This window comes from Solibacillus ferritrahens (assembly GCF_037027585.1).
Taxonomy (GTDB): Bacteria; Bacillota; Bacilli; order Bacillales_A; family Planococcaceae; genus Solibacillus; species Solibacillus ferritrahens.
Genome location: NZ_JAXCLE010000001.1, coordinates 38947 through 51904, shown reverse-complemented (window position 1 = coordinate 51904; position 12958 = coordinate 38947). Strand labels below are relative to the sequence as shown.

11 protein-coding genes and 1 riboswitch are annotated in these 12958 nt (G+C 38.4%); of the genes, 10 read left to right on the top strand and 1 reads right to left on the bottom strand.

All coding sequences use genetic code 11. The annotated features are described in order from the left end of the window. Positions 1-211 precede the first annotated feature (211 nt). From SNE38_RS00290 to SNE38_RS00260, 7 genes are all read left to right on the top strand, one after another. Positions 212-568, top strand: a complete 357-nt coding sequence (locus tag SNE38_RS00290) for an arsenate reductase family protein (RefSeq protein ID WP_336045613.1) — start codon at positions 212-214, stop codon at positions 566-568. Positions 569-647: 79 nt separating this feature from the next. Continuing rightward, positions 648-1028 (top strand): glycine cleavage system protein GcvH, encoded by a 381-nt coding sequence (gene gcvH / locus SNE38_RS00285; RefSeq protein WP_191703823.1) that lies wholly within the window; start codon positions 648-650, stop codon positions 1026-1028. Positions 1029-1120: 92 nt separating this feature from the next. Continuing rightward, on the top strand, positions 1121-1447 hold the full coding sequence (locus SNE38_RS00280) for a toprim domain-containing protein (protein ID WP_191703824.1): 327 nt from the start codon (positions 1121-1123) through the stop codon (positions 1445-1447). 7 nt (positions 1448-1454) lie between these two features. After that, positions 1455-1757 carry a thioredoxin family protein gene (locus tag SNE38_RS00275; RefSeq protein WP_336045612.1) on the top strand — a complete coding sequence of 101 codons (303 nt, stop codon included), beginning with the start codon at positions 1455-1457 and terminating at the stop codon, positions 1755-1757. Between the two features lie 61 nt (positions 1758-1818). Then, positions 1819-1922: riboswitch (SAM riboswitch) on the top strand. 157 nt (positions 1923-2079) lie between these two features. Further along, the gene (locus SNE38_RS00270; protein WP_336045611.1) at positions 2080-3108 is read left to right on the top strand and encodes a methionine ABC transporter ATP-binding protein; all 1029 of its coding nucleotides are present in this window, start codon (positions 2080-2082) and stop codon (positions 3106-3108) included. Further along, positions 3101-3769, top strand: coding sequence for a methionine ABC transporter permease (locus SNE38_RS00265; protein WP_191703827.1), 669 nt, complete (start codon positions 3101-3103; stop codon positions 3767-3769). Before SNE38_RS00270 ends, SNE38_RS00265 begins: the two co-directional genes overlap by 8 nt. 160 nt (positions 3770-3929) lie before the next feature. Then, positions 3930-4736: a MetQ/NlpA family ABC transporter substrate-binding protein gene (locus SNE38_RS00260; RefSeq protein ID WP_336045610.1), complete on the top strand. Its 807-nt coding sequence runs from the start codon at positions 3930-3932 to the stop codon at positions 4734-4736. 76 nt (positions 4737-4812) lie between these two features. Here the strand turns inward: SNE38_RS00260 and SNE38_RS00255 are convergent, their stop codons facing one another. Further along, positions 4813-5715: a LysR family transcriptional regulator gene (locus tag SNE38_RS00255; protein ID WP_336045609.1), complete on the bottom strand. Its 903-nt coding sequence runs from the start codon at positions 5713-5715 to the stop codon at positions 4813-4815. Positions 5716-5833: 118 nt separating this feature from the next. Between SNE38_RS00255 and gltB the strand changes: the two genes are divergently transcribed. The 3 genes from gltB to sufC all read left to right on the top strand — a co-directional run bounded on the left by gltB (position 5834) and on the right by sufC (position 12946). After that, complete coding sequence (gltB, locus tag SNE38_RS00250) at positions 5834-10354, top strand: glutamate synthase large subunit (protein ID WP_336045608.1); 4521 nt, start codon at positions 5834-5836, stop codon at positions 10352-10354. A gap of 15 nt (positions 10355-10369) precedes the next feature. Beyond that, positions 10370-11851 (top strand): glutamate synthase small subunit, encoded by a 1482-nt coding sequence (gene gltD, locus SNE38_RS00245; protein WP_336045607.1) that lies wholly within the window; start codon positions 10370-10372, stop codon positions 11849-11851. Positions 11852-12163: 312 nt separating this feature from the next. Beyond that, positions 12164-12946 carry a Fe-S cluster assembly ATPase SufC gene (gene sufC, locus SNE38_RS00240; protein WP_191703832.1) on the top strand — a complete coding sequence of 261 codons (783 nt, stop codon included), beginning with the start codon at positions 12164-12166 and terminating at the stop codon, positions 12944-12946. Positions 12947-12958: the final 12 nt, after the last annotated feature.

Here is a 12958-nt window from a genome sequence, read left to right as displayed (position 1 = left end):
AATAAAAGTGGCTGTTTTTCTAATATGTTTTCAAAAGTTTCGAATAAGAAAATGATTACTTCTTAAAAGCATTCGAGATATTCTAATATCATCAAAAATCTTCTAATATTAATTAATTTCAATATAACTCCCACAATGTAATTCCAATTTTGATTTGTTTTTCTATATCCGTTACAATAAGGGAAAATCAATGGTAAAGAGGAGTTCATTTATGACAGTGAAATTTATCCAATATCCAAAATGTACTACATGTAAAAAAGCACAGAAATGGTTAGATGAAAACGATGTTCAATATGAAAATATTCACATTGTTGAACAAACGCCTACTAAAGAACAACTTAAAGCGTATTATGAAGCGAGTGGGGTACCTTTAAAGAAATTCTTTAATACTTCAGGTATGAAATATCGTGAGCTGGAACTAAAAGACAAATTGCCTTCAATGTCTGAAGATGAGCAATTGGAGTTATTAGCTTCAGAGGGTATGCTAATTAAGCGTCCGATTGTAACAGATGGTAAAAAATTAACATTAGGTTTTAAGGAGTCTGACTTCTCGGAAACATGGAAATAAACCGGTATTCACGTTGTATTTCCGAACGAAATATGGCAAAATGAAGTTGAATGTACTACATAATAATGGAGGTTTTTTAATGAGCACACCTAAAGAATTACTTTATTCAAAAGAGCATGAGTGGGTAAAAATGGAAGACGGCAAAGCAACAATCGGGATTACGGATTTTGCGCAATCTGAATTAGGGGACATCGTGTTTGTCGAGTTACCGGAAGTAGGCGACGAAATTTCAAAGGATCAGCCATTCGGCAGTGTAGAATCTGTTAAAACTGTTTCGGAACTTTATGCGCCAATCTCAGGTAAAGTTGTTGCTATTAACGAAGAACTTTTAGACAACCCAGAATACGTAAATGAATCTCCATACGGAACTGCTTGGATGGTTACGATTGAAGTAACAAACGATGCAGAAGTTGAAGAATTAATGGATGCAGATGCTTATTCTGCATTAATTGAACAATAAATATTTAAACACCAAAGCCTAAAAGTTAAAGGTTTTGGTGTTTTTTTGATATTGTATAGATAGCCGTAATTGATGAAAGGAAGCGTATCTTTATGGGAAAATGCATTGTAGTTGAAGGACGAGCTGATAAAATGAGGTTAATACCCCTATTGGCTGAAGAAGTTACTATTCTTTGTACAAACGGAACAATAAGCGAAGTCAATTTAATCGAATTACTAGAAGACTATGAGCATTATGAAATTGTAACAATGTTTGATGCAGACAAGAATGGTGAAAAGTTAAGAAAACTAATGAACCGAGCATATCCTGAAGTAAAACAGCTTATCATACCTCAAGAATATGTAGAGGTTGAAAAAACGCCTACTATAATTTTACGGAACTTATTAATACAAGCAAAATTTTCAATAAAAGAAGGATGACTTATATATGGAACAATGGTCAAGAGAGCAGTGGGAACAAAATATACAACAATATGATCAAACAGCATTTTTTCTATACACTCCAATGTGTGGTACTTGTGAGATATCTGAAAAAATGCTAAAAGTAATCGAGAAATTACTACCAGATTTACCATTAGGTATGGCAAATATCAATTATATAGAAGGTTTGGCCAACGATTTGAAAATTGAAAGCGTACCTTGTTTAATTGTTTCTGAGAATGGAAAAGTGATAAAAAAGTTATATGCATTTAAATCCGTACCATTTTTGTATGAAATATTAAAAAAGTAATTGACGTCTTCTCTTTAGCATGATAAAGTAACAGACATAATAATAAAACTTAATAACGTTACTCTTATAAAGAGAGGTGGAGGGAAGTGCCCTATGAAGCCCGGCAACCAGCATTTTATGCAAAGGTGCCAATTCACACAAAGTTTAAACTTTGAAAGATGAGAGAACGGTTTACCGTATAAATTTTTATGTGAAACCTTTCTACTTGTCGTGAGTAGGAAGGTTTTTTTGGTGTAATTTTATTTTCGAAGATGCGAAAAAAACACCAAAAACATTATATTGAAATTACAGGTAGGTTATTTCAAGAGAAGGGGTACAACGCATGATTGATATACAAAATATCACGAAAGTATATAACACAAAAAACGGTGAGCTTACAGCGGTAGACAATGTTAGCTTATCCATAAAAAAAGGAGAAATATACGGTATTATCGGCTACAGTGGTGCTGGTAAAAGTACAATGATCCGCCTATTAAATGGTCTGGAAAAACCTTCAACAGGTTCAGTTATTGTAGGTGGACAGGATATTTCTAAAGCTTCAGGGGCAAAGTTAAGAGAAGCACGCCAAAAAATTAGTATGATATTTCAGCACTTTAATTTGCTTTGGTCACGTACAGTCGAAGAAAATATCGCATTTCCTCTTGAAATCGCAGGTGTTTCAAAAACTCAGCGTGAAAAGCGAGTAGAAGAGCTTATTGAACTTGTAGGTTTAAAAGGAAGAGGAAGAGCCTATCCATCTCAACTTTCAGGTGGTCAAAAACAACGTGTCGGTATAGCCCGCGCATTAGCGAACAACCCGGAAGTTCTACTATGTGATGAAGCCACTTCAGCACTTGATCCTGAGACGACGGATTCGATTTTAGAGCTATTACTAGATATTAATAAAAAGATCGGTTTAACAATTGTATTGATTACCCATGAAATGCATGTTATTCGCAAAATCTGTAACCGTGTGGCTGTTATGGAGGCAGGGAAAGTAGTGGAACAGGGAGATGTGCTACAGGTTTTCCAAAATCCACAAGCGCCGATCACAAAAAATTTCGTTTCACAGGCTTCTGGGGAAACACAGGAAATGCAAGCCTCACTAGAGCAAATCTTAGCGAACTATCCAGCAGGGAAAATTGCCAAATTAACATTTGCAGAGGCAACGACAGAACAGCCGGTTATCTCTCAGATGATCAAGCAATTTGACATAGTTGTTAATATCGTTCACGGGAAAATCTCCAATACAACTGGTGGTTCATTCGGTACGTTATTTATTCATATCGATGGTGAGCAACATGAAGTAGAGAAGGCATTAAACTTCTTAACTAAGCAGGAAATTCAAACGGAGGTGATTGAGCATGCTTAATCAATTATTTCCGAACGTTGACTGGGGTAAAATGCTTGATGCAACATACGAAACTGTTTATATGACAGCTGTAGCGACAGTCATTACATTTATCCTCGGAATTCTAATAGGAATTGTATTGTTTTTAACAAGCGACAACCAGTTATGGGCAAATAAAATCGTTCACTTTTTAACAGGATCACTCGTAAATATTTTCCGTTCGATTCCTTTTATCGTATTAATTATTTTGTTAATTCCATTTACAAAGTTTTTACTGGGAACAATTCGGGGTGCCAATGCAGCATTACCAGCGCTTATTATCGGAGCGGCACCATTTTATGCCCGCATGGTATTAATCGCACTAAGAGAAATTGATAAAGGTGTTATCGAAGCAGCGCGCTCGATGGGAGCCAAAACATCGACTATTATTTGGAAAGTACTAATTCCGGAAAGCTTACCAGCACTAATTTCCGGTATAACAGTAACAGCAGTTGCTTTAGTCGGCTATACAGCAATGGCTGGCATTATTGGAGCAGGTGGACTAGGGAATTTGGCGTTCCTTGATGGATTCCAGCGTAACCGTACAGATGTCACGCTTATGGCGACAGTCTTAATATTAGTTGTAGTATTCATTATTCAATATATTGGTGACTTTATTACGGTAAAAGTGGATAAACGATAGTTCGTGACTTACAGGTCATAATTATATAAGCCAAAGTTTTTTGAACAATAATAAACGCAAACTTACAAGAGTGCGCGTTTATACATTCAATTTACTGAATATAAAAATTGTTCGGTTAATAATGGCTAAAAATAACAAATAGAGATAGGGGTAAAAACAGATGAAAAAATTATTATCAAGCATTATTTTAGGAGCTTCAGTCTTAGCATTAGCAGCATGTGGAGGAGATGACGATACACTAAAAGTCGGTGCTTCAAATACACCGCACGCGGTAATCTTAGAAAAAGTAAAACCAATTTTAGAGGAACAAGGCATTGAGCTGGAGATTGCTACATATACAGATTATGTCCTTCCGAACCAAGATCTAGAAAATGGTGATATAGACGCAAACTACTTCCAGCACATTCCCTACTTCGAAGCACAAAAAGCAGATTTCGATTATGATTTTGCAAATGCTGGTGGTATTCATATCGAGCCAATCGGCGTATATTCTAAAAAGTACAATTCATTGGATGAACTTCCTGAAGGGGCAACGATTTTACTGTCAAACTCAGTAGCAGATCATGGACGTATGCTTTCATTACTTGAAGCACAAGGTCTAATTACATTAGCAGATGGTATTGATAAAACAAAAGCAGAAACAAAAGACATCGTAGATAATCCGAAAAACTTCGTATTTGATGCAAACACTGCAGCTGAACTATTAGTGCAAATGTATGAAAATGAAGAAGGTGATGCTGTATTAATCAACTCGAACTTTGCAATTGATAATGGCATTAACCCACTGGAAGATTCAATCGCAATCGAATCAAGTGAATCACCGTATGTAAATATTATTGCTGTAAAGTCTGGTGAAGAGGATTCTAAAGAAATTAAAGCATTAGTAGATGCATTACGTTCAAAAGAAATTCAAGATTTTATCCTTGAAGAATGGGGCGGCTCTGTAGTACCAGTTTCAGGCGAATAAAATATATGGAGTTGCTTTATTTAGGCACTTACTGCAAAGAGATTAGCTGAGAAGATTCTCAACTAATCTCTTTTTTTCATTGGAATCTTGTTAAACGTGAGTAAAATTTAGACACAAAATCTACAAATACTTGTTCAGATGGGGCGAGGTCGCGGGTCGATGGTGCAATAATGCCGACTGTCCGTCTTATGGATGGAGTTGCAATGGGTACTTTTACTGTCATACGAGGCGTGGAATCGTATAAAGAGCTTTCTGGTAAAAGTGTGACCCCAATTCCAGCTGCTACAAGCCCTTTCAAAGCGTCCATATCTTCTCCTTCTGAAGTAATGGTTGGCATAAAACCTACAGAGCGGCAAGCGTCTACAGCTACTTTATTTAATATATAACCTTCTGGAAAAAGGACAAATTGATCAGTTCGTAAATCGACTAAATTAATCGTATCCCTTTTTGCCAATGGATGTGTTGCGGGCAGTAATGCATGAATACTTTCGCTAAATAAAACTGTTGTATTAATTGATTCATCTTTAGGGGGTAAAGGGCCTAATAACGCTAAATTAAGTTCCCGATTTTTAACGGCTTCGATTAAATATTTATAAGAACCTTGGCGCAAATGGAAAGCGATGTCCGGATATTCCTTTTTGAATGCGGAAATGACTGATGGTAATACATAGCTTGCTAGACTTGTTGGAAACCCAACTTTAATAACCCCTTTTGCCGGGTCTAGGTATTCTTCCACTTGTTTAGCGGCAAAATCAATTGCCTTCAGTGCGGTAATGCTATGTTCCAAAAAAGTTTTACCAATCGGTGTCAGTTTGACGTTACGTCCAATACGCTCGAAAAGTGCGGCTCCAAGCTCTTCTTCTAAATTGGCGATTTGTCTGCTGATTGCAGACTGGGCAACGTGTAGATGCTCAGCTGCCTCTGAAATATGTTCTCGTTCTGCTACCTCGACAAAGTAACGTAATTGTCTTAGTTCCACTAATCCCACCCCATTCATCTAAAAAATAGATTGTTTATATCCAAACTATATATTGTTTATATTATTTCGAAAACTTTAAAATGTAAATACGTTATTGAAAGAATGAGGGGGAATTAATATGAGTTTTCACCAGTTGCCAGGAGCACAAGGTTTATATAATCCACAGTTTGAACATGACGCGTGTGGCATCGGAATGTACGCTAACATAAAAGGGAAACCATCACATACGATTGTAAAAAAAGGTTTAGAAATGTTATGTCGTTTAGAGCATCGTGCTGGACGTGGAGGGGACGGTAAGACAGGCGACGGAGCAGGATTAATGGTACAAATTCCACACGACTTCTTTAAATTAAATTGTCCGGAAACTAACTTACCTGAAAAGGGAGCTTACGGTGTAGGGCAAATTTTCTTTACGAACGATGAAACCGAACGTACGAAAATTGAACAAAAAATGAACGAATTAATCCAACAAGAGGGTCAGGAACTTATCGGTTGGCGAACTGCTCCCATCAATAAAGAAAATTTAAGTGAAATTGCAAAATCTACTGCACCGGTTGTACGACAAGTATTTATAAAAGCTCATTCACAAAATCAACAAATATTTGAACGGAAATTATATATTATACGTAAACAATTGGAACATTGGGCGGTTGAGCAAGGTTTCGAACTTTATATCCCAAGTCTTTCAAGTCAAACAATGGTATTTAAAGGTTTATTGGCGCCGGAAGAAGTAAGCGAATTTTATATTGACTTACAACATGAAAGCTTTGTTTCTGCTTTAGCGCTTGTTCATTCACGTTACTCAACGAACACATTTCCGTCCTGGAAACGCGCGCATCCAAATCGTTACATCATTCATAATGGTGAGATTAACACATTACGTGGGAATATTAACTGGATGCGGGCACGTGAGCAACAATTTGTATCACAGGCTTTTGGAGAGGATTTGCAAAAGCTGTTACCAATTATCGATGCAACAGGCTCAGATTCTTCCATGCTTGATAATGCGTTCGAATTTTTAGTATTAGCAGGACGCTCACCGGCCGAGGCAGCGATGATGATGATTCCTGAGCCATGGACGGAAAATCCGCGCATTGAAGAAGACCGTAAAGCATTTTATCAATATCATGCTAGTTTAATGGAACCATGGGATGGACCGACAGCTATTTGCTTCACGGATGGTAGACAAATTGGAGCAATATTGGATAGAAACGGCTTACGTCCAGGAAGACTATATGTAACAAAAGATGATCATGTCATTTTCTCTTCTGAAACAGGTGTTGTTGATTATGCAGAAGAAGATATTTTATACAAGGACCGTTTAAGTCCAGGGCGTATGTTATTAATCGATTTGGAGCAAGGGAAAATCATCTCGGATGAAGAACTGAAATCTCAAATGGCAGCAGCGAAACCGTATGCTGCATGGTTAAAAGAAAACATGATAGAGCTTAAAGCAAAAGATGAAAAGATTGTTGAATTAAATGACATCACTTTACGACAAAAGATCCATGGCTATACTTTTGAAGATGTTCAAAAATATATTGTACCGCTAGCAAAAGAAGGAAAAGATCCGCTTGGTTCAATGGGGAATGATTCTCCGCTAGCTGTATTATCAGATCGACCACAATCATTATTCAACTATTTTAAACAGCTCTTTGCACAAGTTACCAATCCGCCAATCGATTCCATTCGAGAGCATGTAGTTACTTCTACGATGACTCTATTAGGTGCGGAAGGAGATTTATTGCATCCGAACGAACAAAATGCAAAGCGTATTTTTTTAGAAACACCAGTGCTATCGACTGCAGAGTACGAGCTGCTTTTAAATAATGAAGAAGAAGCATTTAAAGTAGCTGAAATCTCACTTAAATTTACGGAAAATTTGGAAAGTGAGCTTAACCGTATTAAGACTGAAGCAGAAGCAGCGATTTTTGGTGGACGAACAATTATTGTGCTATCGGATTATTTGGAAGATGCAACACAATTAACAATACCGGTATTATTAGCAGCTAGTACTGTCCATCAATATTTAATCCGCATAGGGCTTAGAACAAAAGCAAGTATCGTTGTAAACAGTGCGGAAGTTCGTGAAGTGCACCATTTTGCAGCATTGATCGGTTTCGGTGTTGATGCGATTCATCCGTACTTAGCGTATGCAACAATTGAAGAAGCGATTGAAAATGAACACTTATCAATTCCTTTTGAAAAAGCAATGCAAAAGTTCCGAAAAGGTGCAGCGGAAGGTGTCGTAAAAGTAATGTCCAAAATGGGCATTTCAACGGTTCAATCATATCGCGGTGCTCAAATTTTCGAGGCAGTGGGAATTTCAAAAGCTGTAATAGATGAATATTTCACAGGTACGGCTTCACAAATTGATGGGATTGATTTGACAACAATCGGAGAAGAAGCAAAACGCCGTCATGAAGCAGCAATGAAATCAATGACAGATCAGTTGCAGTCAGGCTCTGATTTCCAATGGCGTGCAGATGGTGAACATCATGCGTTCAATCCAAAAACAATTCATACACTACAGTGGGCAACACGAAAAAATGATTACGGTCTATACCGCATGTATGCAGAAATGGCAAATGAAGAACGAATCGGCTTTTTACGTAACTTATTTGACTTCAAAAAAGCAGAACGTCGACTACCGATTGAAGAAGTGGAATCTGTTGATTCTATCGTAAAAAGATTTAAATCGGGTGCGATGTCTTACGGTTCATTATCAAAAGAAGCACATGAAACGTTAGCGATTGCGATGAATCGTTTAGGGGCACGCTCAAATTCAGGAGAAGGCGGCGAGGATCCAGCGCGCTACAAATTAGATGCAAATGGCGATAACCGTCGTTCAAGTATTAAACAAATTGCATCGGGACGCTTTGGTGTGAAATCGCATTATTTAGTAAACGCTGATGAATTACAAATCAAAATGGCGCAAGGTGCAAAACCAGGAGAAGGCGGTCAATTGCCTGGCAATAAAGTATATCCGTGGGTAGCAGAAGTACGCGGATCGACTCCAGGGGTAGGATTAATTTCTCCACCACCTCACCATGATATTTATTCAATTGAAGATATGGCAGAGCTTATTCACGATCTGAAAAATGCTAACCGCTATGCAAGAATCTCGGTGAAGCTTGTAGCAAAGGCAGGGGTTGGAACTATAGCGGCAGGTGTAGCAAAGGGTGCAGCAGACGTTATCGTAATCTCAGGCTATGACGGAGGTACAGGTGCTTCGCCAAAAACTTCGATTAAACATACAGGTTTGCCATGGGAGCTAGGTCTGGCTGAGGCACATCAAACGTTAATGCTAAACGGACTAAGAGATCGTGTAACGTTAGAAACAGACGGAAAGCTAATGACAGGTAAGGATGTCGTAATGGCAGCATTGCTAGGTGCAGAAGAATACGGTTTTGCAACAGCACCATTAATCGTATTAGGCTGTGTTATGATGCGTGCTTGTCATCTGGATACTTGTCCGGTAGGAGTAGCAACGCAAAATCCAGAACTGCGTGCTAAATTTATGGGGAATGCAGATCATGTTGTAAACTATATGCGCTTTGTAGCAGAAGAAATGCGTGAATATATGAGTATTTTAGGCTTCCGAACTGTAGAAGAAATGGTTGGACGTACTGATGTTCTTCAAATTTCTGAACGTACGGCAAAACATTGGAAAGCAAGTCAATTGGATTTATCCGCATTGTTACATCAAATGCAAGGTACGCGTACGAAGCAGCAACAACAGAATCATCAAATTGAAGAAAGCTTTGATATGCGCGAGCTATTGCCAAAGGTCACAAAGGCTATTGAAGAAAAAGAGCGCATAGAATTAAGTTACCCAATTAAAAATACAGACCGAGTTATGGGGACGATTGTCGGTAGTGAGATTTCAAGGAAATATGGAGAAGCAGGGCTGCCGTTAAATACAATTAATTTAACGTTTACAGGTCATGCTGGTCAAAGTTTTGGTGCCTTTACTCCACGTGGTATGGCTATGCGGGTAGTAGGAGATGTCAACGACTACTTTGGAAAAGGTCTATCAGGCGGTAAAGTAGTAGCAATCGCTCCAATAAAAGGGGAGCAAGAGAAAAACGTTATTGCAGGGAATGTTTGCTTATACGGTGCGACAAGCGGGCAGGCGTTCATTAACGGGCAAGCAGGGCATCGCTTCGGTGTTCGTAATTCCGGTGCACAAATTGTTGTAGAAGGAATAGGCGATCATGGGTGCGAGTATATGACTGGTGGGAAAATTGTTGTATTGGGTGATGTAGGCCAAAACTTTGGTGCGGGGATGTCTGGAGGTATAGGCTACATTTTACCGAGCGACGAAGAGAAATTTAAAGCACAGTGCAATATGGAAATGATTCAATTCGAAAAGCTTTCGGATGCAGCTGAAATCGAATCAGTTCGCCAACTCATTATTCAGCATTTAGAGGAGACAGATAGCTCTTATGCACTTGATGTTTTAGCGAAGTGGGAGCAATTCGTTCCTCAATTCGTGAAAGTTGTGCCGGTAGATTATAAAGAAATGTTGGAAAAAATTGATGAGTATAAATTAAATGGATTAACGTATGACAATGCCGCAATGCAAGCCTTTGTGGAAGTGACAGGAAATCAAAAAAAGCTTGTGAGTTCGAAATAACAGGAGGGTTCTAGCATGGGGAAAGCAACTGGATTTATGGAATTTAAGCGTGAAAAAGTACAGGAACAGGCACCACTAGAGCGCATTTCGAGTTGGAAAGAATATGCAAGCAAACTATCAGATGAAAAGCTTCAGACTCAAGGTGCTCGTTGTATGGATTGTGGTACGCCATTTTGCCATATGGGAATTGAGATTCGTGGAACGACTGCAGGTTGTCCGATATATAATGTCATCCCGGAGTGGAATGATTTGGTCTATAAAGGACAATGGAGAGAAGCGTTGGATCGTCTTCATATGACAAATAACTTCCCGGAATTTACGGGGAGGGTTTGTCCTGCACCATGTGAAGGATCCTGTACATTAGCCATTACAGATCCAGCCGTAGCGATTAAATCAATAGAGCGAACAATTATTGATAAGGGCTTTGAAAATGGCTGGATTACACCACGTATCCCAAAGGTACGTTCTGATTTTAAAGTGGCGATTGTCGGATCTGGTCCAGCAGGCTTGGCAGCAGCCGATCAGCTTAATCAGTTAGGGCATACAGTAACAGTATTTGAACGCTCGGACCGCTTCGGTGGACTTTTAATGTACGGCATTCCGAATATGAAACTTGAAAAAGAAGTTATTGAGCGCCGTATTGACTTATTGGCATCGGAAGGTATTCGCTTCGTAGCAAATACAGAAGTTGGGAAAGATATTACTAAAGAACAATTGCAGGCCGATTATGATGCTGTGATATTATGCACAGGGGCACAAAAGCAGCGTTCTCTTCATATGGAAGGCAGCGATGCTGGTAACATTCACTTAGCGATGGATTATTTGACAGATGTTACCAAAAGTCTATTGGATTCAAATTTTGCAGACAATAAAGCATTGAACGTAGAAGGTAAGGACGTCATCGTTATTGGTGGTGGAGATACAGGTGCAGACTGTGTGGCAACAGCATTACGTCAAAATTGCCGCTCAGTGTACCAGTTCGGGAAACATCCTCAACAGGCGAAAGTTCGTACGGATGATACAATGTGGCCGAAAGACCCTAATATTTATACGTTGGATTATGCTTACGCAGAAGCAGACGCGAAATTTGGACGTGACCCACGTGAATATTGCATTCAAACGACAAAAATCATTAAAGACTCAAAAGGAAATGTAAAGGAACTCCATACAATTCAAATGGAGAAGATTTTAGGGGAAGACGGATTCCATTACTTTAAGGAACTACCAGGTACAGAGAAAGTTTGGCCGGTACAGCATGTATTTGTGGCAATAGGCTTTGAAGGGGCGGAAAAAGAAACACCTGAACATTTCGGGGTAGAATTTACAAATAGTCGTATCCGCGCATCTATTAAAGATTATGAAACGAATATACCAGGGGTATTTGCTGCAGGTGATGCACGCCGCGGTCAAAGTCTTGTCGTTTGGGCAATTAAAGAAGGGCGCGGAGTTGCTGCAAGTGTTGAATATTATTTAAATGAATTAGTAGTTAAAAGTTAATATAATTATACCAACACCATTTTCTTTTAAGAGAATGGTGTTTTGTTAATTATATAAAAGGGAGAAAAGCGCCCGGTAATAAGTGAAATTGATTCTCAATTAGTGTTTAGCTATTGAAAAAATACAAAGCATAATTATTACTGTTTAAATAGTAGAAACAAACTGCAATAAAGTGTTTTAATAGATTGATAAGTGTTTTTTAATTAAAATCATTCTAAACTATTTGCAACACACATTCATTTCGGGTAAGATTGTTAATGAACTTAATTTAGCATACAAAAAGTATGCAAATGAATATTTGGAGGTAATTTAATGGCAACTTTAGAAATTAAAGATCTTCACGTTGAAATCGACGGAAAAGAGATTTTAAAAGGTGTAAACTTAACAATCAACACAAACGAAATCCATGCAATCATGGGTCCGAACGGTACAGGTAAATCTACATTAGCTTCAGCAATTATGGGGCACCCAAAATATGAAGTAACTTCAGGTGAAATAATCCTTGATGGCGAAAACGTATTGGAAATGGAAGTAGATGAGCGTGCACAAGCTGGTTTATTCCTTGCTATGCAATATCCATCAGAAATTCCTGGTGTAACAAATGCGGACTTCCTACGTTCAGCTATTAATGCTCGCCGTGAAGAAGGACAAGAAATTTCATTAATGAAATTCATCCGTGAATTAGATAAAACAATGGAATTTTTAGAAATGCCAGAAGAAATGTCACAACGTTATTTAAACGAAGGCTTCTCTGGTGGTGAGAAAAAACGTAACGAAATTCTGCAAATGATGATGATCAAACCAACATTCGGTATTTTAGATGAAATCGACTCTGGTTTAGATATCGATGCATTAAAAGTAGTTTCAAAAGGTATTAACGAAATGCGCGGCGAAGGTTTCGGCTGCTTAATGATCACTCACTATCAACGTTTATTAAACTACATCACACCTGACCATGTTCACGTAATGATGCAAGGTAAAGTTGTGAAATCTGGTGGTGCTGAATTAGCACAACGCTTAGAAGCAGAAGGTTATGAGTGGATTAAAGCTGAACTAGGTATTCAAGATACTGACGTTGTAACAGAAGAAGCATAATTAAGGAGGACG

Bases quoted from the DNA above. Each gene is read 5' to 3' on its own strand.
- SNE38_RS00280 (WP_191703824.1), top strand. From the start codon at position 1,121: ATGGGAAAATGCATTGTAGTTGAAGGACGAGCTGATAAAATGAGGTTA.
- SNE38_RS00290 (WP_336045613.1), top strand. From the start codon at position 212: ATGACAGTGAAATTTATCCAATATCCAAAATGTACTACATGTAAAAAA.
- SNE38_RS00270 (WP_336045611.1), top strand. From the start codon at position 2,080: ATGATTGATATACAAAATATCACGAAAGTATATAACACAAAAAACGGT.
- gltD (WP_336045607.1), top strand. From the start codon at position 10,370: ATGGGGAAAGCAACTGGATTTATGGAATTTAAGCGTGAAAAAGTACAG.
- SNE38_RS00275 (WP_336045612.1), top strand. From the start codon at position 1,455: ATGGAACAATGGTCAAGAGAGCAGTGGGAACAAAATATACAACAATAT.
- SNE38_RS00265 (WP_191703827.1), top strand. From the start codon at position 3,101: ATGCTTAATCAATTATTTCCGAACGTTGACTGGGGTAAAATGCTTGAT.
- gltB (WP_336045608.1), top strand. From the start codon at position 5,834: ATGAGTTTTCACCAGTTGCCAGGAGCACAAGGTTTATATAATCCACAG.
- sufC (WP_191703832.1), top strand. From the start codon at position 12,164: ATGGCAACTTTAGAAATTAAAGATCTTCACGTTGAAATCGACGGAAAA.
- gcvH (WP_191703823.1), top strand. From the start codon at position 648: ATGAGCACACCTAAAGAATTACTTTATTCAAAAGAGCATGAGTGGGTA.
- SNE38_RS00260 (WP_336045610.1), top strand. From the start codon at position 3,930: ATGAAAAAATTATTATCAAGCATTATTTTAGGAGCTTCAGTCTTAGCA.